Below are 19,992 nucleotides of genomic sequence, written 5' to 3'. Positions count from 1 at the left end.
TCGTCGTCGACGTGCCGGCAATCAACGGCGGCCTAGGTTCGGCAGATCACAGGGGATCACATATGTTCGCTTCACGCCTCGCCGCGGCTGTCGCCGCCTTGCTGACGGTCGCTGCCGTCCCCGCCGCGGCGCAACCGCAGAATGCCGCGTCGGGCGCGACGATCTACGGGACGTGGATGAATCCGTACAAGAGCGTCGCGGTGCGTACCGGCCCGTGCGGCGAGCGGCTGTGCGGCTGGATCGTCTGGGCGAATGAGGAAGCGCAGAACGACGCGCGCGATGGCGGTACGCCCAAGCTGATCGGCACCGCCTTGCTGGAAAACTATCGCGCCGAGAAGCCGGGAAGCTGGTCAGGCACGGTGTTCGTCCCGGACATGAACCGCCGCTTCTATTCGATCATCCAGCAGGTCGGGCCGGATCAGATGAAGGTGAAGGGCTGCATCCTCGGTGGCCTGCTCTGCAAATCGCAATTGTGGCATCGCATCGCGGACGTTCCCCATGCTTGAGGTCCGGGGGTGGCTGGCGCGGCATCGCACCGCGCTGTCGCTCGTGATGGTGCTGATATTGATCGGGCTGGGCTTCGCCGCGATGCAGCAGCTTACCCGCGAACTGCATTTCTCGCACATCCGCGCTGCGCTCCATGCACTGACCCCGTGGCAGATCGCGGCGTCGCTGCTCTTCACCGCGCTCAGTTATCTGACGCTGACCGGCTATGACGTTCTGGCGCTGCGGATCATCGGACGCCCGCTGCCGTGGCGGGTGGCGGCGCTCGCGTCATTCACCAGCTACACGCTCAGCCACAATCTCGGATTGTCGCTGCTGACCGGCGGATCGGCGCGCTACCGGATCTACACCGCCGCCGGGCTCGACGGCCCCGACGTCGCGCGCGTTATCGGCATCGCCAGCGCGACCTTCTGGAGCGGCGTGGTGACGGTCGCCTCGATCGCGTTGCTGGCGCGGCACGGCCCGATCGACCTTGCCGGCATCACCATCCCCGCCGGCGTGTCGCATGGCATCGCCGCGACGATCCTGGTGCTGATCGCCGCGGTCGTGATGCTGTGCGGCAATGCGAACGGGCCGTTGCGGATCTGGCGGCTGAGCGTGCCGTTGCCGAGCTTCGGTCAGGCGCTGGCGCAGATCGGACTCGCGGTGCTCGACACCGGAACGGCCGCGGCGGCGCTGTTCGTGCTCGTCCACGGTGCCGCGCCGTCGCTGCTGCCTGCGTTCATCCTCGCCTATGCGCTCGGCATCGTCGCGGCGGTGCTGGCGCACGTGCCGGGCGGGATCGGCGTGTTCGAGGCGGTGGTGCTCGCGGTGCTGCCCGGCGATCGCTCGATCGCCTTTGCGGCGCTGATCGCCTATCGCGTGATCTACTACTTGTTGCCGCTTGCCGTCGCGGTCGCGATCCTCGCGTGGCGTGAAGGGCTGCGGCGGCGGCACCTGCTCGATCACCCGCTGTCGTCGCGGCTGCTGCGCGACGGTCGTGCGGTCGCCAACGGCATTGCGCCGCTCGCCTTATCGTCCGCGACGTTCATGGGCGGTGCGATGCTGCTGCTGTCCGGGTCGCTGCCGTCGCTCCACGCGCGAATGGGTGCGCTGGCATCGATCGTGCCGCTGCCGTTCATCGAGGCGAGCCACATCGCGGGCAGCCTCGTCGGCACCGGGCTGCTGCTGCTCGCGCCCGGACTGTATCGCCGTCTTGATGGCGCTTTCGTCGCGACCCGCGCGCTGCTGCTGGCCGGGGCTGCCTTCTCGCTGGCCAAGGGGATCGATTACGAGGAAGCGATCGCGTGCCTCACGCTCGCGGCGATGCTGCAATGGACGCGCGGCGCCTTCTACCGACGGACTGCGCTGACGCAGATCCGCTGGTCGGCGGGGTGGTTGTCGGCGGTGCTGGTCGTGCTCGCGGCGGCGGTGTGGATCGGGCTGTTCGCCTATCGCCGCGTGCCCTACGAGGACGACCTCTGGTGGCGGTTCGCACTTAAAGGCGACGCGCCGCGCTTCCTGCGCGGGACGCTCGCGGCGACGGTGGCGCTGTTCGCGGCGTTGGTGTGGCGGTGGATGTCGCCGCCCGAAGCGCCCGAGCCGCGCGCCTTCGCGCCGGAAGCGCTCACCCGTGTGATAGCGCTGGCCGATCGCACCGACGCGATGCTCGCGATGATCGACGACAAGCGCTTGCTCTTCTCCGAATCCGGTGCGGCGATGCTGATGTATCAGGTCCGCGGCGCAAGCTGGATCGTGATGGGCGACCCGGTCGGGTCACGCGACGACTGGCCGGAATTGCTGTGGCGGATCCGCGACAAGGCCGATCAGGCGCAGGGACGGCTGATGCTGTACCAGGTCACCGGGCCGGTGCTGGAACTAGCGATCGGCATGGGGTTGCACGTCATCAAATATGGCGAGGAGGCGATCATCGACCTCCCCGATTTCACGCTGGACACGCCGCGGCTACGCTCGGTGCGCAAGGCGGAGCGGGCGGCGGCGCGGCGCGGGCTGTCGTTCCGGATCGTCCCCGCGGCGGCGGTGCCCGTGGTGCTGGAAGAACTGGCGGCGATCTCGGACGAATGGATGGCGGCAAAGGGCCATGCCGAGAAGAGCTTCAGTCTCGGCCATTTCAGCCGCGACTATCTGCAGCGCTTCGACGTGGCGCTGGTGATGGACGGGGATCGTATCGCGGCCTTCGCCAATCTGTGGCTGACCGAAAACCATGCCGAGGCGTCGGTCGATTTGATGCGACACCGCGACGATGCGCCGCATGGCACGATGGACTTCTTGTTCGTCAACATCCTGCAATGGGCGAAGGATCGTGGCTTCCAGCGCTTCTCGCTGGGCATCGCGCCGCTGTCGGGGATTTCGGGACGGCGGCTGGCACCGGCCTGGGCGCGCGCGGCGTCGCTGGTCTTCCACCATGGCGAGCGCTTCTACGGCTTCCGCGGCCTGCGGAGCTACAAGGAAAAATTCGCGCCGCGCTGGGAGCCGCGGTATATTGCCGGGCCGAGGGGGATCGCGATGATCCGCACGTTGCGCGACCTGTCGCGGCTGATCGGGCACGCACCCGCCGGGTCGTGATCGACCACGGCGAGCGCGTCACCTGCTGGGTCAGCCCTTCGGCGCGGTCAGATGCGCGCTGAGGAACTTGTTCATCTCGAACATGCTGGCCGACTTCTTGCCGAAGATCTTCTCCAGCTTGTCGTCGGCGTTGATCTGCCGGCGGTCCTTGGCGTCCTGCAGGTCGTGCTTCTTGATGTATTCCCACACCTTGCTGACGACCTCACTGCGCGGCAGGTCGTTCTTGCCGACGATCTCGGCCAGATCCGCCGAGGGGGTAACCGGGGCGGTGATGCCACCGCGTGCGCCGCCAGCGGGCTTGCCGGTCGCCTTGACCTTCTTCTCCGCGGCCTTGGTTTCGTCCTTGCCGCGCTTTTCCGCCGACTTTGCCATGATTAGCTCCCTTCCTGATCTGCTCTTGGATGGCGCAACACCCGGGTGCGACGCAAGTTCATCCTGACGACGTCTTATCAGCGGTTTTGTGCGCGTACACAAGGAAGCACGAGACGGAAGGTCGCAGGCGCCGGTTCGGCCAGCGTGAGGCTACCGCCGTGGGCATGTGCGATCTGCCGCGCGAGGCTGAGGCCGATGCCGGTGCCGTCGGGCTTTCCAGTGTGGAAAGGCCGGAAAATCCGGGTCGCCTGTTCCGGATCGATGCCCGGCCCATCGTCGCTGATCGTGATCGTGAGTTGCTCGCCGCCCCCCACCATGACCTCGATCGCCGCGGCGCTCGCTTCGGCAGCATTCTGGAGCAACGCCCAGATCGCCTGGCTCACCTGATCGCGATCCAGCGTCCAGACCATGTCGGACGAAACCGCGACCGATAGCGCCACCTCCGGCCAGCGCCCCGCGAACAACCGTGCGAGATCGCCCAGCATGTCGGCGATCGGCACCTGACGCAGCGTCGGATCGGGGAGCCGCGCCAGCGACCGATAGGCTTCGGTAAAGCGCAGCAATCCGTCAGCGCGGCGCGCCAGCGTCGACAATATTTCATGAAGCAGTGCCGGATCGGCATCGGCCCGCGCCACCGCCGCCGCGCCGCTTTCGGCCAGCGAGGCGATCGGGGCGAGCCCGTTCAGGAGTTCGTGCCCCAGTACCTGGATCAGTTCGGCGGCGGCGCGCGCCTCGGCGGCGCGTTCCTCCTGCTCGATATCGATCAGCGCCGCGACCATCCCCTTGCCGAGCATGACGCGATCGATCCGCCATCCGCGCGCCTCGTGGCGGAGATGCGTCGCGTCCGGATCGAGCAGCATCGCGGGCGGATCGATCACCCGGTCATCGGTGGCGAACAGGCGTCGGGCGGCGCGGTTGAGCACGCGCACGCCGCCCTGTTCGATCGCGACCAGCGGGGTAGGCGCCGCATCGAGCAATAGCCGCGGTGGCGGCGCGATCGTCGGTGCGTCGCTTGCCCGCGACTCGTGCAGGCCCCGCCGCCTGCCGGTTCCGGAAAGCGACCAGGCGGCGACGAGCAGCGCGCCGGTCAGCGTGCCCCAGATGCCGTGCCGCCACGCCAGCGGCACGGCCAGCCCGGCGCCGAACAGCGCGAAGCCGGCGGCGATCCGCCGCGCGTCAAAGCCCATAGCGCGCCATCCGGCGATACAAGGCCCCACGGCTCAGCCCCAGTGCGGCGGCCGCGTGAGAGACGTTGTGGCGGTGACGCCGCAGCGCCGCTTCGATCATCGTGCGCTCGGCATCGTCGAGATCGAACGTGTCCGCCGCGATCGCCGCGGCGGTCTCGGGCAGCGCCAGCGCCGCCGCATCGATCGTCTCACCCTCGGAGAGCAGAACCGCGCGCTCGACCGCCAGTGCCAGCCCACGCACCTCGTCGGGCCAGTACGTCGCGGCGATCGCCGCCTCGGCCGCGTTGCTCAGCGCCATTCCCGGGCGACCGAAGCGCTCCGCGGCCAGGCGCGCGAAATGCCGCGCCAGCAGAACCGCATCGCCGTCGCGTGCGGAGAGCGGCGGCACCGCGATGTCCACGGTCGCGATCCGCCGCCGCAGCGCCGGCGACAGCAGCGCGGCGCTATCGACGATCGCAATGCACCGGGTGGCGGCCGGCAAACGGTCGAGCAGGCGCGCCTGTGCGACCGGGTCGAGCAGGTCGACATGGCGGAGGATGACCGTCGCCGGGCGGGTGTCCAGTCGCGCCCAAGCCTCGCCGTCCCGGACATCGATCCGCAGCGGCGCGTCGGCGTCCCCGGACGCTGCATGGAGCGCGAGTGCGGTCAGCATTCTCCCGCTGCCCGATGCGCCGGTCACCGCCACCCCGGCGCCACTCGGGCCGAAGCGGCGGACCTGCGCGCGTAGTCGCTCGATCGCCGCGCTTTCGCCGAGCAATCGTACCGGCGCCATCGGGGAAACGGCGGAAGCGGCGCGTGATGCGACGCGCCCTCGCGCGACGGCGGCTTCGACCTTGGCGATCAGCTCGGCATTGCGCCATGGCTTCATCACGAAGTCGCGCGCGCCCGCCTGCATCGCCGCCACCGCGATGCGGATACCGCTATGCGCGGTGATGACCACGACGCACGCGCCCGGATCGTCGGCGAGCAGGCGCGACAGGCAGGCCAACCCCTCGTCGCCATCGGAGCGGCCCGGCGTGAAGTTCATGTCGAGCAGGATCGCGTCGACGCGCCGCTCCGCTAGGCGCGAACAGGCATCGGCGGGCGTGACGGCGGTATCGAGCCGATGCCCGGCGATCGAAAAGGCGATCTCCAGCGCCCGCGCGACCGCCGGATTGTCGTCGACCAGCAGGATTGACAGCGATCGCGGCTGTCCGGTTCCGGACACACTGTCCACCGCCGGACGGTCACCATCGGCCACTTCGCTCGTAAGATCAGGATTTCCGGGCATTTCGTCTTTCGCGATGTGATCGGTGACACTGTCGCCATGATGACCGATCAGTCCGAACACGCAACTGCCCCGCCCGGCGCGGCGATGGACCGCCGCCTCGCGCGTCGCGCAATCCCATGGTGGCGAAGGCGCCCGACGTTGATCGTGGTCGGCGTCGCGCTCGCCGCACTGTTGCTGTGGCGGATGCTGCCCGAGAGCGGATCGACCGATATCGCGCTCCGCGATGTAGAGACCGGCGACGTGACGCGCGCGCCGTTCGCGGACTATCTGCCGGTGCGCGCCACCGTCGCCCCGCGCGTCACGACCTTGGTCGGGGTGCTCGCCGGCGGGCAGGTCGAGCGGTTGCTGGTGCAGGACGGTGCGCTGGTGCGCGAGGGGCAAGCGCTCGCCACGCTCTCCAATCCGGAATTGCGGCTCGACGTGCTGACGCGCGAGGCTTCGATTGCCGGACAGCTCGGGCAGGTCGCGGGCGAACATCTCGGGATCGAGCGCAATCGCCTCGACCGCGCCGGGCAGATCGCGCAGGCCAATTACGATCTCATCAAGGCCCGCCGCGACCTGTCGATCCGCGAGCAGCTCCACGAAAGGGGCTTCCTCGCCGACGCCGGGGTGAAGAGCTATGCGGAGGAAGCCGCCTATCAGGCGAAGCGGCTCGCACAGCTGCAATCGGGCGGCGCGGCGGAGGCACGGATCACGGCGACTCAGGGCCAGCGGCTCGAGGACACGCGCGGGCGGCTCGAGCGCAACATGGCGGCGGTGCGCGGCGGGCTCGATGCGCTGACCGTCCGCGCCTCGGCAAGCGGACGGCTGACCAATTTCACGATCCAGCCGGGTCAGGCGCTCAAGCCCGGCGATCCGGCGGGGCAGATCGACAGCGAGGGCTCGTGGAAGCTCACCGCCGATGTCGACGAATTCTACCTCGGTCGCGTCGCGGTCGGCCAGACGGCGCGCACCACGGACGGCGCGGCGTTGACCGTGTCGAAGGTGTTGCCCGCGGTGAAGGACGGGCGCTTCCGCGTCGAGCTGACCTTCGACCGCAACGCCCCCGCCGGGCTGAACCGCGGGCAGACGATCGACATCCGCATCACGCTCGGCAGCACCGCCCCCGCGCTGGTCGCGCCGGTCGGCGGCTGGCTGGAGGCGGGCGCGGGCTCGTCGGTGTTCGTCGTCGATGCCGATGGCCGCCACGCGCGCCGCCGCGCCATCCGGACCGGTCGCCGCAATCCCGAGCAGGTCGAGGTCCTGTCCGGCCTGCGTCCCGGCGAGCGCCTGCTCGTCAGCAATCTGTCGTCCGTGAAGGGCGACGTCATCAACCTTCGTTGAAAGGACCCGTCGTGATCCGTCTCGAAAACATCCAGCGCCGCTATGTCTCCGACGAGGTCGAGACGACCGCGCTGGCCGATATCAATCTGGAGGTCGCGTCCGGCGAGTTCGTCGCGATCATGGGGCCGTCGGGGTGCGGCAAGTCGACCTTGCTCAACACGCTGGGCACCGTCGATCGACCGACCGGCGGCCGCTACCTGTTCGGTGACCGCGACCTGGCGGCGATGGACGAGCGCGCGCTGGCCGCGTTCCGTGGCGCGACGCTGGGGTTCGTCTTTCAGAGCTTCAACCTGATCGACGAGCTGACGATCGAGGAGAATGTCGCGCTCGGCCTCGCCTATCGCAAAGATGCCGGCGATCGGCGCGCGAAGGTGGCGGCAGCGATGGATCAGGTCGGCATCGCGCACCGCGCCCGCCACTTCCCGCATCAATTGTCGGGCGGGCAGCAGCAGCGCGCGGCGATCGCACGCGCGATCGTCGGCGATCCCAAGCTGATCCTCGCCGACGAGCCGACCGGCAATCTCGACACCGCCAACGGCGAACAGGTGATGGCGATCCTCGGCGCGCTCAACGATGCCGGGGCGACGATCGTGATGGTCACGCACTCGCCGAGCCACGCCGACTTGGCGAAGCGGCGCATCGACATGCTCGACGGGCGGATCGTCGCCTCCGCGATGCGCGCGATCTGAAGGGGAGGGGGAAGATGAACCGTTTCGCCTTGTTGTCGCTCTACCGCTCGCTGACCCGCCACAAGCTCTACGCCGCGCTCAACATCGGCGGGCTGGCGGTGGGGATCGCGGTGTTCCTCGTCCTGTCGCTCTATGTGCGTTTCGAGACGAGCTTCGAGAAGTGGCTGCCGCGCCACGACAGGATCTATGTCGTCCAGACCGTCTGGAACCTGCCCGGCAGTCCGTTCAACGGACGCTACCCGGAGAGCATGGGCGGATTGCTCGAACAATTGCGGGAGGATTTTCCGCATACCGTCGGCACGCGGATCTGGGGCGGCAAGGGCGCGGGCAGCGTCCTGCGTCGCGGGGTGGCGATCGAGGAGGACGTGGCCGAGGTCGACCCGACGTTCTTCGAGGTGTTCGACCTGCCGATGGTGAGCGGAGACGGCCGCCGAACGCTGGCGGATCCGTCCGGCGCGATCATCAGCGAAAGCCTGGCACGCAAATATTTCGGCACCAGCGATCCGATCGGGCAGACCATCACCGCGTCCTACGAGAGACCCAAGACCTATCGCATCGGCGGTGTCTTCCGCGATCTGCCGGCGAACAGCGACATGAAGATATCGCTGCTCCTGCCACTGCTTCCCGACGCCAAGCGCGACAGTTGGTATCATTGGGGCAGCACGCATCTGACCACCTATCTCCGCTTCGACACGCCGGCGGCGGCGCGCGCCTACGATCAGAAGCTGTCGGCGTTCGTCGATCGTCGTGCTTTGAAGGATTCGGGGCCGCGCTCGTCGCGAACCGAGACGATCGCCTTGCAGCCGTTGACCGAACAGCATCTGGCCTCGCCGACGGGCGGCATCTCGACCAGGAAGTTGACCGTCATCACCCTCGGGCTGGTCGGCGCGCTGACGCTGCTGATCGCGATCGTCAATTACGTGAACCTCGCCACCGCGCGTGCCGGCTTGCGCGCCCGCGAAGTCGCGATGCGCAAGGTGCTGGGCGCCGATCGTACGGCATTGGTGACGCAGTTCCTCGGTGAGGCGATCCTGACCGTGGGGATTGCGGCGCTCGGCGGGTTGATCCTTGCGGAGATCGGTCTGCCGCTGATCAATGCGGCGGGCGGGCTGTCGCTTGCCATACCCTATGCGCTGGTGGTGCCGGCACTGGTGCTGCTGGCGCTGGTGGTCGGCATGCTGGCGGGGTTCTATCCCGCGCTGTTGCTTTCGCGCTTTCCCGCCGCCGCGGTGCTTGCGGCGGCGCGCTCACCGGGCGGCGGTCGTGCGGGAACGCGCGTGCGTGAGGCGCTGGTCGTGCTGCAATTCGGGCTGGCGATCGCCTTCATGATCGGCACGCTCGTGCTGCTGGCGCAAACCCGCCACGTCCGGGAAGCCGACCTCGGTTACGAACGCGAAGGCTTGATGATCTTGCGCTCGATCGCCGACGGCAACGTCCCCGCGGCGCAACGCCGCGCTCTGGTGCAGGCGATCGGCGCGCTGCCCGGCGTACAGCGGGTCGCGCTCGGCGGCGATGGCCCGGGGGGCAGCGGGACGACGAACGGTGACAATGTGCCGCTGCCCGGTGTGCCGGGGGAGGGCGTCAACATGCGCTGGGTCGATACGGGACCGGGCTTCTTCGATGTCTATGGTGCCAAATTGATCGCTGGTCGAATGTTCGATCCGGCGCACCGCGACGATGACAGCCAGATCGGTCATCAGGGTCGCGGGCAAAACATCATCATCAACCGGATGGGTGTGAAGCAAATGCGGTTCGCCTCGCCCGAGGCGGCGATCGGCAAGACCGTCGGTGGTGATAAACCGCGTACAATCATCGGGGTCGTCGAAAATTTGCGCTTCGCCACGCCGCGTGATCCGATCGCCCCGACCTACTTCTACTATTCGAGCGATCCGGCGAAAAACTATCCGGCGATGGCCAGCATTCGCTACACAGGCGATCCCCGCGCCATGCTCGCGTCGATCCGTTCGCTATGGGAGCGGATGGTGCCGCAGGTGCCGTTCAACGGCGACACCGCCGACAACCGCCTTGCCACCTATTACAAGGCGGACGAGCAGACCGCCAACCTGTTCGCGATCGGTGCCGGCCTCGCCGTCCTGATCGGTTGCGTCGGTCTGTGGGGGCTCGCCTCCTTCAACACCGCGCGCCGGATTAAGGAGATCGGCATCCGCAAGACGCTCGGCGCATCGTCGCCAGCGATCGTCCGATTGTTGATCGGCCAGTTCCTGCGGCCGGTGCTGATCGCCAACCTCGTCGCCTGGCCGCTTGCCTATGTCGCGATGCGGACCTGGCTGGCCGGCTTCGACGACCGGATCGCGTTGACGCCGTGGTATTTCCTCGGCGCCAGCGTGCTCGCCACCGCCATCGCGGTGCTGACCGTGCTCGGACAATCGCTGCGTGCCAGCCGCGCGGCACCGGCCTGGGCGCTGCGTCATGAATAAGTGGCTGGTCGGGTTGGCGTCGCTGGCGGTGGCGGCGCCCGCCGCCGGGGAGACGCTGCACGACGCAGTTGCCGCGGCCTGGTCGTCGAACCCGCAGCTCGCCGCAGCGCGGGCGCGACAGGAGGCGCTCGCCGAAACCCCGGAACAGGCGCGCGCGGTCGGTCGCCCGACGCTGGGGCTGACCGGCAGCGGCGGCTACGACCGGCAAGGCTATGGCAATGCGGCGTCCGGGGCGGCGGTGGTCAGCCTGCCGATCTGGACCGGCGGACGCGTCGCCGCCGCGGTGCGCGCTGCGTCCGCCGATGTCGCCGCGGGCGCGGAGGGGCTCCGCGAGGTCGAGGCGGCGGTGCTGCAATCGGTCGTCTCGGCCTATGCCGCTCTGCTCTACAACCAGCAGGCGGTCGAGGTGGCGCGTGTCGGCATCCAGCGCCTCGACGGGCAGGTCGCGGAGGCACGCTCGCGTTTCGGGCTGGGACAGGCGACGCGTACCGACGTCGCGCAGCTCGAGGCGCAGCGTGCCAGCGTCGCCGCGAACCTCGCCGATGCGGAGGGAGCCTTGCAGGTCGCGGCGGCGGCCTATCGCGCCGTGGTCGGGCAGGATGCCGGCGCGCTCTCGGCCGAGATCGCGCCGCCCGCCGGCTTGCCGAAGAGCCGCACCGACGCACGCGATGCGGCGACGACCGACAATCCGCTGCTTCGGCAACAGCGACGCGCCGCGGCGGCTTCGGCGGCGCGGATCGATCAGGCACGCGCGGAGCGGGCACCCGCCGTCGATCTCGGCGGCAGCTATGGACGCGGCGGGCGATTGGTGGGCGGGGACGTGCGAAGCTTTCCCGCCGCCGCTACGCTCGGGGTCGGGCTGCGCATTCCGTTGCTGACCGGCGGGCTGGTGCCGTCGCGCGTCCGACAGGCCGAGGCGGCGAATCGTGCCGACCGCTTCGGGATCGACGCCGCGACGCGCGAGGCGGAACGGGCCAGCGACGCCGCTTGGGCGACGCTGAGCGCGGCACAGCAAAGGCTGGGTGCGAATGTCGAAGGGCTTGCGGCGGCCGATCTCGCGTTGCAGGGCGTGCGTGCCGAATATGGCTTCGGCCTGCGATCCACGATCGATATTCTGGTGGCGGATCAGAGCTATCGCGGTGCGCAGCTGGCCGTGGCGGCGGCGCGCGCTGACGTGCTGGTCGCGCAGGCGGCCTTACTGCGCGCGACGGGTCGGCTGACCGAGGGCGCCTACTGAACCGCGAGTTCGGCCCAGATCGGCAGGTGGTCGGAGGCGACGCGCGCCGCGGCGGACTGATGCACGCCGCACGCCTCGATCCGCCATTGCGGGGAGACCATGATCCGATCGAGCCGCGCGATCGGACGTCGCGCGTGGAAGCTGGGGCCGGTTTCCGCGAAACGGAAGCACGTGCCGAAATCACGCAGGCACCCCGCGGCGCGGCTCCATTCGTTGAGGTCGCCCATCATGACGGTCGGCGTCGATCCGCTGTCCGCACCGATATGCGCGAGGATCGCCGCCGCCTGCTTTCGCCGCCACAGGCCTGACAGATCGAGATGCATGCCGACGATACGGACGGTCGCGCCGCCGATTGCAACGTCCGCCATGACCGCGCCGCGCGGCTCCAGCGCCGGCAGATGCAATTGCGCGCAATCGACGATGCGGGCGGACTTGCGCACCAGGATGGCGTTGCCGTGCCAGCCCATGCTGGTCGCGCGCATGCCCAAGCCGACGGACTGCCAGTCGCTATGCTCCTCCAGCAGGTGCGGGGTCAGCACCGCAGCGCGCTGCCCGAACCGGCGATCCGCTTCCTGAAGCGCGACGAGATCGGCGTCCACCTCGCGCAGGACCTGCAGCACCCGTTCCGGGCTGCGGCGACGATCGGTGCCGATCGCCTTGCGGATATTGTAGCTGGCGACTTTCACTTTCATTGCCGGGGGCAACGACCGGGCGCCGCGTGGGTTGCAGCGCGCGCCCGATCGCCCGCGATGGCAGTGGACGTTTGCTCGTCGGCGACGCAAGGGGCGCCGCGATTATTGACCGTGACCGGAATCAAGGTGGATGGGTGCTTTTACGTGGCGGATCGGCGATCGCGTCTTCATCAATCGCGATTGTTACTTCGACCTCACCGCGCCGATCCCGATCGGTGACGATGTGATGATCGGACACCATAGCCGCTTCGTCAACCTCGACCACGAGATCGGCGAGCGGACCAGCCGCGCCGGGGCAGTCAGGGGGGATCGTCGTGGAGGACGGTGTGTGGATCGGGTGCGGCTGCATCATCCGGAGCGGCGTGACGAACGGGCGCGGCAGCGTCGTCGGCGCCGGTTCGCTGGTCCGAAAGGAAGTCCCGCCTGACAGCAAGGTCGCCGGCGTTCCCGCGGCGGTGATCGGCACTCTCGCCTGAGCCGTTCGGGACACGGGCTGGCTGCGACGACGGTGGTGCCGGTTACAGGGATCGAACCCGTGACCTTCGGTTTACAAAACCGCTGCTCTACCAGCTGAGCTAAACCGGCCCGCCGTCATGCGGCACTCCATGCGTCAGCGGACGCCGAAGGTCCAGCCCTCCGTCGCGGCGACCTCGCCTGTCATCAATCCCGGCCGCCACAATCCGGCATCGTCGACCGCACGGCGGAGCCAGGCGGCGGTCATCAGCGCGTCGGTCGCGTGATCGGTGTAGGTGGCGAGCGCCGCGTGCGGGGCGCTGCCCAGCGCCGCCAGCGCATGATCGAGCGCGGCGGCGTCGCGCACTTTGCTGAGGCCGCGCCGCATCCCGGTCGCGCGTGCCGCAATCGCGGTGTAAATCTCGATGACCAGCGCGCCCCGCTGCGGCACGTCATCGAACGGCCACACCGGCACGCGACCGTCCAGCCGGTGCAGCAGTCGCATCCCGGCGAAGCTCGCCTTGGCAACCTGCGCCGCACCGATCGCGTCATAGACCGTCGACGGCTTGGTCGTCCCGTCGCCGCGCTGTTCGCAGACGCGCCAATGCAGGAAGTCGCGCTTCACGCCGTCCGCCGCGCCGAGGTAGCAGTGCCGTCCCCGCCGCGCCTCCAGAAAGGTCGCCGCGCCCAGGTCGACATCGTCGGCATGGGCATCGACATACGCCCATAATGCCTTCGCATCGGCCGTAGCGGTCTCACCGGGCAGATGCGCGCCCCGCGCGACGAACGGCGCGGAGAAGCTGAAGTCGAAGCCGACCAGCATCGCTTCGTCGCGCCGCGCCAGCAGCCATTCGAGCACCGCCGTCCGCGACCACGCGACCGCTGCGTCCGGTGGCGGAACCAGCACCGGCGCATCGCTCCCGACCTCGCAGCACGCGACCGCGATCCCCCGATGCCGCGCGCCACGCGCGCCCGACCAGTCGATCGCGGCAAAGCGCGTGAAACGGCCGGAAGCAGGGGAGCGCCGCCGATCGCCGGGCGTCACGGCGCAGCGATGACGTCGGCGGTGAAGCGCGCCACATCAAAGCGCGCGCTGCCCGCATCTTCCCCGCGCCGCACCACGACCAGCCGATGCGACGGGACCACCATCACATATTGCCCGCGATTGCCCTGCGCCGAATAGCTGCCCACCGGCAGTCCCTGCGCCGGGCCGAACAGCCAGATCGACGCGCCATAGCCCTCGCTGCGATCGGGCTGCGGACCGGCGGGTGTGGTCATGTAGCGCATCCAGCCGGCCGGGAGGATGCGGCGCCCCTGCCACACGCCGTCCTGTAACCAGAATTGCCCGAGCCGGGCGAGATCGCGCGCGGTCGTCCACATGTCGCTGGAGGCGATGAAATTGTCCTGCCAGTCACTCTGCGCGACGGTGTGGCGCATCCCCAGCGTCGCGAACAGCCGGTTCGGCAACGCGCGGTAGCGCGCCTCGCCGAGCGTCGCGCGCAGCGAGCGCGCGGCGAGCAGGATATCGTTGTTGGCGTAGCGGAACCGCTCGCCGGGGCGCGACGACAAGGGCCATGCGGTCGCCTGCTCGGTCACGGTGGTGCCGCCGAAATAGATCGCGTCGGTGCGGTTGCCGGCGGTATCGCTGTGCAGCCCCGACGACATGCGCAACAGATGGTCGAGCGTGATCCGTGCCCGGGGATCGACGCCGAAGCGGCTGCGCCATTCCGGAATATCGGCGGCCCGCCGCGGATCGATGCCGCTCATTCCCACCAGCGTTCCGGTGATGCTCTTGGCGACCGACCAGGTGCGGTTCGCGACGAACGGGCCGAAGCCGTCACGATAGCGCTCCGCCACGACGCGCCCGTCGCGCAGCACCACCACGCCCAGCGTGTCGCTGCCGCGGCCATAGCTACCCTCGAAGGCGCGCTCGACGACTCTCGCCAGCGCCTCCGACGGGCGCGGGGCGATCCCGGCGTCCCCCATCGGCCAGGCGCGCGGATCGGCGCCCGCGACCGGCGGCGGTGTCGTGCGTGGCCCCGACGCGGCGACGGCCCCGATCGGGGCGAGCGTGCAGCCCTTGTCGGGCGACCAGCTGGCGCGGCGCGGGGCCAATTGGCGGTCGAACGCGACGCTGACGGTCCCGGCGCGCCGATCGACCTGCGCGGCGAGCGTCGGGACGATCTCGTCATATTCGGGGTAGATGCCCTTCAGCTCGGTGGCGTCGATCTGCCGCTCGCTTCGCCCGGCGTTGAAGATGCCGCCGCACAGGAACGCCGCCTTGTAACCGGCGGCGACCGCGCGGACCCAATTGCCGCGATCGTCGGCGCGCACCGACTGCGGCGATTGCGCAAGCGACGCAGAAGACAACAGGATCAGGGCGGAGGCGGTGAGGACGAAGCGCATGGCACGTCATTCCATCCCGCGCCGTCTGCCGCAACGAGTATCGACCAACGATGCCGCCCCGCCAGCCGGCGAAGGCGGCATCTGTCTCAGCTCGCCGGGGCCGCGACGCGCCCGGTGCGCTCCAGCTTGCCCCAGCCCACCACCAGACCGCGCACCGCCGAGGAGATCGCGCGCAACACGACACCGTACATGATCTGGCGGTACACCAGCCGCTGCGCGATCAGCAGCAACGCCGGATAGCGCTCCTTGCGCCCGTCGAGCCGGTAGGCGACCCAGCCGCACAACACTTCGACCGCGGTGAAGGCCAGCCAGTACAACCCCATCTTGCTGACGTCGCCGCTGGTCTGCGCCCAGCCATGCTGATGGACGCGCAGCGCCGTGCCGACGATCGACAGCACCAGCGTGAAATCGATCAACGGAGAAATGGCGGCGAACAGGATCTGGAACAGCCACGCCTGCGGCAGCCCGACCAGCGCCAGCCCCGAGGGCTTGCGGGTGCGCAGGATCGCGCGATGCTTCCACAGGCATTGCAGCGTGCCGAATGCCCAGCGATAGCGTTGCTTGGCGAGCGCGCGGAACGTCTCGGGCGCTTCTGTCCACGCTACCGCGCGTGGATCGTAGGTGACGCGCCAGCCGGCGCGCTGGATCGCGATCGTCAGATCCTGATCCTCGGCCAGCGTGTCTTCGGGATAACCGCCGACCGCATCGAGCGCCGCGCGCCGCCATGCGCCCACCGCGCCGGGCACCACCGTCATCGCGTCGAACCCGGCGAGCGCGCGGCGTTCGAGGTTCTGCGCGGTGATATATTCGATAGCCTGCCAGCGGGTGACGAGGTTCACCCGGTTGCCGACGCGCGCGTCGCCCGCCACCGCGCCGATCCGCGGGTTCGCGAACCAGCGCACCAGGCGCGTGATCGTCTCCGCCTCGAACTGCGTATCGGCGTCGAGCGCGATGACCACCTCGCCGGTCGCCTGCAGCAGGGCGCGATTGAGCGCCGCCGCCTTGCCGCCGTTCTGGAGCGTCAGCAGCGTGACGCGGGGATCGTTCGCGAACGCGGCGGCGACCGCGGCGCTGGTGCCGTCCCGCGAACCATCGTCGGCGACGATCACCTGCAGATCGGGATAGTCGCTCGAAAGGACGCGCGCGACCGAGCTGGCGATCACCCGCTCCTCGTTATAGGCGGGAATGATGACCGACACGGTCGGGTGATAGACCGGCGGATCGGCACGACGCCGGCGGCTCTGCACCCAGGCAAGTGCCGCCATCAACACCGCGCGGGCCATGCCCAGCGCGATCGCCAGATACGACAGCCAGCCGATCAGCGCGACGATCCCGGCGAGCACGACGAACATGGCGACGTCGGCGCGCACCGCCAGCAGGTCGCGCCCCTCGACCTTCGGCATCGCCTGCGTCTGGTTGAGCCCCGCCAGCTGCGAGACGGTGACGAAGCGATACCCTTCGCCCTTGAGCGTCGCGATGATCCGCGGCAGCGCCGCGACCGTCTCCGATCGATCGCCGCCGCCATCATGGAGCAGGACGATGTTGCCCGAGCTGGCCGGGGTAGCATTATGCACCTGATCAAGGACGCCCTCGACGATGGCGTCGGTGCCCGGTCGCGCCCAGTCGTCCGGGTCGACGTGCAATCCGGTGACCGTATAGCCGAGGTTCTGCGCGATCAGCGCCGGCCCGAGTTCGTCGGTGGTGGTCGGTTCCGCGTCCCCAAAATACGGCGCGCGGAACAGCGTCATCCGCCGCCCGGTATAGGCTTCGACCAGCCGCTGCGTCGTGTTGATCTCCAGCTGCGCCTGACCGTCGGAAACCGCCGCCAGATTGGGATGGCTATAGGTGTGATTGCCGATCTCGCCGCCGTCGGCGATGATGCGGTTGAGCAGCCCCGGCTCCTGAAGCGCGTTCTGGCCGATCACGAAGAAGGTGCCGGGAACGCCCGCCTGCTCCAGCTCCTTCAGGATCTTCGGCGTCCAGGTCGGGTCCGGCCCGTCGTCGAAGGTGAGCGCGAGCAGCTTGGGATCCTGCGCGCCGGTCCGCCGGACGACGAAGGGCGTCGGCAGCGCGGCGTAACGTTCGTCGGTGATGATCCCGCTGCGATCGTGCGTCACCTGTCGCACGCCGGGTGTCGGCGTGGCGGTGATGCGCAGGATCTCGCCGCTGCCCTCGACATCCGCGTTGAGCAGCGCCCGCGGGGAGGACAGGTCGGGCTTGCCGCCGCTGCGCCACGCGCTCAGGTCGGCCCAGAAGCCGGGATCCTCGCTCCCCAGCCGCCACAAGGCGACATCGTCGATCCCGAGATGCTTGAGCGCGACGAGTTCGTTCCAGCTGGTCGCCGCATCGAGCATCCAGACGGTGTGACGCTGGTCGCCATCGTCATAGGCGAAGCCGGCATTACCGGCGTTCCGATCGAAGGTCACCGGCGCCTGACTGTCGTGCGCGGCGAGCCACGCATCCTCGATCGACAAAGCGTCGGTGTCATCGCCGTGCCAGTCGTAGCCATAGCTGCCGAGTGCGACGACCAGCTTGTCGCGGCCGACGGTGCGGATCGCCTTGGCGACCTGATCGACGAACCACGCCTGGCCCGCGATCGGGCCGGGGCTGCCGCCTTCCCAATGCTGGTCATAGGCCATGAAGATCAGCCGGTCGGACACGCGCGCCAGTGCGGCGAGCGGCCACGCATCGTCCTCCGCAGGCACGGTGACCGCAAGTTGCGCGCCCTTCGGCATCGCCGCGCGGACCAGGCGCAGGAAGCGCTGGTAATCGCCCATCGACGTGGCGGGCAGTGTCTCGAAATCCATCACGAGCCCGGCGCGATGCGACAGCGTCACGTAGCGGCCGAGCCTGCGCGCGAAATCGCCCGCCGCGCGCGGATCGTGGAGCAACGCCGCCGCTCCGGCGCCGTCCCAGTCGCGGTCACCGAAATTCTGCACCATCGGCAGCACCTTGGGCGCGTGCTTCGTCGCCGCGATCATGCGATCGAAGGCGGGATCGCGCTCCACTTGCACCTTGTGCGAGGGACCGAACACGCTGATCGTCGCCGGCACCACCCAGTCGAGGCTGGCGCTGTGACGGCGCAGCGACGCGATGCTCGCATCGTCGCCGGGAACATAGAAGCCGATCGACAGCGGCGAGTGCGGGTCGGCGGCGGCGGGGCGGTGCGGCAACCAACCGGCGATCCCGTGACCCAGCGACTTCTCGACCCGCAACGCGGCGGCGCGCGGTTGTGGCAGCGGCAAGGCGAGATCGCGCCCGCGCGGCACGCGGATCAGCGTTAGCGCGAAGATCGCGGAGCTGAGGACGATCACGACCAGCAACGCCGCCAGCACGCGCTTCGACATCCGGCTGCGGCGACCGGTGGGATCGAAGAAGATGGGCTGGGCCATGGCTTAGCGACCAACCCGGGTCGCTGCAGCGGCGGTCATCACGATCACGAATCAACTCCCGACGGACCATGCGCCCGAACGGTGAGGCTATAGATCGCGGTCAATGGAGATTGCGTGATGACCAGATTACGTTTCGGTCATCCGCGATCATGACCGATCGGTCATGATCGGCTCATCTTGCGTCGAGTCACAAGCGCTTAGGGCTTGGCTCGGAGGTTTCTGCCATGTCGACCATGCCCCCCCGGCATCAGCCTGTCCGCGATGGTTACCCGATCGGCGTCGATCCGGACGTGCGCGCGATCGGGTTGCTGGCGCTGGCCGTGATCCTGGCCGCGCTGATCGGGGGGCTGTTCTGGTCGCGATCACTCGGTGTGCACGGTGCCGGCCTGCGCGGCAGCGAACGGATCGGCGTGACGCTGACGCCGCTCGGCGGTGCGGCGGTGGTGGTGGACAGTGTCCGGGCGCGTGGCGCGGCGCAGCGCGGCGGGCTGTTGGTCGGCGACGTGATCGAGGCGGTCGATGGCACGCCGATCCCCGATGTCGACGCCGCGGATCACGCTTTCCTCGGGCAAAGCCTCGACATTCGTGTTCGCCGCGGCAAGAGAGAGCTTGACCTGCATCTGGGCGCAGGCGGGGGAGACGCGCGTGGCCAACAAGGTCCTGCTGATCGAGGATGACGACGCGACCGCCGAGTTCGTCGCGCGCGGGCTGACGGAGGAGGGGTTCGTCGTCGATCGCGCCGCGAACGGCCGCGACGGGCTCTTCCATGCCACCGACGGCAGCTACGATTGCATCGTCCTCGATCGGATGCTGCCCGGGATCGACGGCATGGGCGTGCTGGCGGCGGTGCGCGCGGCGGGGATCGAGACTCCGGTGATCGTGCTCTCGGCGCTCGGCGCGGCCGACGATCGTATCCACGGATTGACGCACGGCGCCGACGATTACCTGACCAAACCGTTCGCCTTCGTGGAACTGCTGGCTCGGATACGGCTGTTGATCCGGCGCGGCGGTGCGACCAAGGCGGTCGAAACGGTCCTGCGCTGCGGCGATCTCGAGATGGATCTGCTCGCGCGCCGCACCCGACGCGCCGGAAAGGCGATCGATTTGCAACCGCGCGAGTTCCGGCTGCTCGAATTCATGCTCCGCCACGTCGATCAGGTGGTGACGCGCACGATGTTGCTGGAGGGCGTGTGGGACTATCATTTCGATCCCGGCACGAACGTCATCGACGTGCATCTCAGCAGGTTACGCAAGAAGGTCGATGAAGGCTTCGATCGTCCGCTGCTGCATACGGTGCGCGGGGCGGGATATCGGCTGGGGCTCGAACCCTAGGTGTTTCGCTCGGCCACTTTCCGGTTCGCGGCGCTGGTGTTTCTGCTGCAACTGGTCAGTGCGGCCGCGTTGATCGTCACGATCGGCATCGCGGTTCGCCGGCAATTACAGACGGATGCGCAACGCACGGTC

General features: G+C 68.9%; 17 protein-coding genes and 1 tRNA gene (1 of these 18 only partly in view). 9 read left to right on the top strand and 9 right to left on the bottom strand.

Features of this window, described 5'->3' with window-relative positions:
• Positions 1-62: 62 nt before the first annotated feature.
• On the top strand, positions 63-506 hold the full coding sequence (locus PGN12_12525) for a DUF2147 domain-containing protein (protein ID MEH3104715.1): 444 nt from the start codon (positions 63-65) through the stop codon (positions 504-506).
• The gene (mprF, locus tag PGN12_12520; GenBank protein MEH3104714.1) at positions 499-3,069 is read left to right on the top strand and encodes a bifunctional lysylphosphatidylglycerol flippase/synthetase MprF; all 2,571 of its coding nucleotides are present in this window, start codon (positions 499-501) and stop codon (positions 3,067-3,069) included. Before PGN12_12525 ends, mprF begins: the two co-directional genes overlap by 8 nt.
• A gap of 30 nt (positions 3,070-3,099) precedes the next feature.
• Here the strand turns inward: mprF and PGN12_12515 are convergent, their stop codons facing one another.
• The 3 genes from PGN12_12515 to PGN12_12505 form a co-directional block, all read right to left on the bottom strand.
• A complete protein-coding gene (locus PGN12_12515) occupies positions 3,100-3,342 on the bottom strand; it encodes an SWIB/MDM2 domain-containing protein (protein ID MEH3104713.1) in 243 nt (80 codons plus the stop codon).
• Positions 3,343-3,518: 176 nt separating this feature from the next.
• Positions 3,519-4,628, bottom strand: coding sequence for a HAMP domain-containing sensor histidine kinase (locus tag PGN12_12510; protein ID MEH3104712.1), 1,110 nt, complete (start codon positions 4,626-4,628; stop codon positions 3,519-3,521).
• Entirely contained in the window at positions 4,618-5,844 is a 1,227-nt protein-coding gene (locus PGN12_12505) for a response regulator (protein ID MEH3104711.1), read from the bottom strand. The genes PGN12_12510 and PGN12_12505 overlap by 11 nt, the downstream gene beginning before the upstream one ends.
• A gap of 198 nt (positions 5,845-6,042) precedes the next feature.
• Here PGN12_12505 and PGN12_12500 point away from each other — a divergent pair, with 198 nt between their 5' ends.
• From PGN12_12500 to PGN12_12485, 4 genes are read left to right on the top strand one after another with little or no spacing between them, the layout of a single operon-like run.
• Entirely contained in the window at positions 6,043-7,221 is a 1,179-nt protein-coding gene (locus PGN12_12500) for a biotin/lipoyl-binding protein (GenBank protein MEH3104710.1), read from the top strand.
• Positions 7,222-7,232: 11 nt separating this feature from the next.
• On the top strand, positions 7,233-7,910 hold the full coding sequence (locus PGN12_12495; protein ID MEH3104709.1) for an ABC transporter ATP-binding protein: 678 nt from the start codon (positions 7,233-7,235) through the stop codon (positions 7,908-7,910).
• A 14-nt stretch (positions 7,911-7,924) separates the two neighbouring features.
• Positions 7,925-10,348 carry an ABC transporter permease gene (locus PGN12_12490; GenBank protein ID MEH3104708.1) on the top strand — a complete coding sequence of 808 codons (2,424 nt, stop codon included), beginning with the start codon at positions 7,925-7,927 and terminating at the stop codon, positions 10,346-10,348.
• Positions 10,341-11,585 carry a TolC family protein gene (locus tag PGN12_12485; protein ID MEH3104707.1) on the top strand — a complete coding sequence of 415 codons (1,245 nt, stop codon included), beginning with the start codon at positions 10,341-10,343 and terminating at the stop codon, positions 11,583-11,585. Before PGN12_12490 ends, PGN12_12485 begins: the two co-directional genes overlap by 8 nt.
• Here the strand turns inward: PGN12_12485 and PGN12_12480 are convergent.
• The 6 genes from PGN12_12480 to PGN12_12455 all read right to left on the bottom strand — a co-directional run bounded on the left by PGN12_12480 (position 11,579) and on the right by PGN12_12455 (position 18,528).
• The gene (locus PGN12_12480; protein MEH3104706.1) at positions 11,579-12,277 is read right to left on the bottom strand and encodes an endonuclease/exonuclease/phosphatase family protein; all 699 of its coding nucleotides are present in this window, start codon (positions 12,275-12,277) and stop codon (positions 11,579-11,581) included. The two genes, PGN12_12485 and PGN12_12480, sit on opposite strands and share 7 nt — an antisense overlap.
• Before the next feature lie 121 nt (positions 12,278-12,398).
• The gene (locus tag PGN12_12475) at positions 12,399-12,743 is read right to left on the bottom strand and encodes a hypothetical protein (GenBank protein MEH3104705.1); all 345 of its coding nucleotides are present in this window, start codon (positions 12,741-12,743) and stop codon (positions 12,399-12,401) included.
• Positions 12,744-12,786: 43 nt separating this feature from the next.
• Positions 12,787-12,862, bottom strand: a tRNA-Thr gene (locus PGN12_12470).
• 25 nt (positions 12,863-12,887) lie between these two features.
• Positions 12,888-13,775 (bottom strand): hypothetical protein, encoded by an 888-nt coding sequence (locus tag PGN12_12465; protein MEH3104704.1) that lies wholly within the window; start codon positions 13,773-13,775, stop codon positions 12,888-12,890.
• Positions 13,772-15,136 (bottom strand): serine hydrolase, encoded by a 1,365-nt coding sequence (locus PGN12_12460; GenBank protein MEH3104703.1) that lies wholly within the window; start codon positions 15,134-15,136, stop codon positions 13,772-13,774. Before PGN12_12460 ends, PGN12_12465 begins: the two co-directional genes overlap by 4 nt.
• A gap of 86 nt (positions 15,137-15,222) precedes the next feature.
• Entirely contained in the window at positions 15,223-18,528 is a 3,306-nt protein-coding gene (locus PGN12_12455; protein ID MEH3104702.1) for a glycosyltransferase, read from the bottom strand.
• A gap of 224 nt (positions 18,529-18,752) precedes the next feature.
• Between PGN12_12455 and PGN12_12450 the strand changes: the two genes are divergently transcribed.
• The 3 genes in view from PGN12_12450 to PGN12_12440 are tightly spaced (each overlapping or abutting the next) and all read left to right on the top strand, a layout consistent with a single transcriptional unit that may run on beyond the window.
• Positions 18,753-19,205 (top strand): PDZ domain-containing protein, encoded by a 453-nt coding sequence (locus tag PGN12_12450; protein ID MEH3104701.1) that lies wholly within the window; start codon positions 18,753-18,755, stop codon positions 19,203-19,205.
• Positions 19,174-19,860: a response regulator transcription factor gene (locus PGN12_12445; GenBank protein ID MEH3104700.1), complete on the top strand. Its 687-nt coding sequence runs from the start codon at positions 19,174-19,176 to the stop codon at positions 19,858-19,860. Before PGN12_12450 ends, PGN12_12445 begins: the two co-directional genes overlap by 32 nt.
• Positions 19,861-19,992, top strand: partial view of a HAMP domain-containing sensor histidine kinase gene (locus PGN12_12440; GenBank protein MEH3104699.1) — the 5' end (the start) only. The gene runs 1,212 nt beyond the window's last position; the window shows 132 of its 1,344 coding nt (coding positions 1-132); the start codon lies at positions 19,861-19,863; its stop codon lies beyond the right edge, outside the window.

Source organism: Sphingomonas phyllosphaerae (genome assembly GCA_036946405.1).
GTDB classification, from domain to species: Bacteria; Pseudomonadota; Alphaproteobacteria; order Sphingomonadales; family Sphingomonadaceae; genus Sphingomonas; species Sphingomonas phyllosphaerae_D.
The sequence above is the reverse complement of the archived record's forward strand: the minus strand, read 5'-3'. Positions and strand labels throughout refer to the sequence as shown.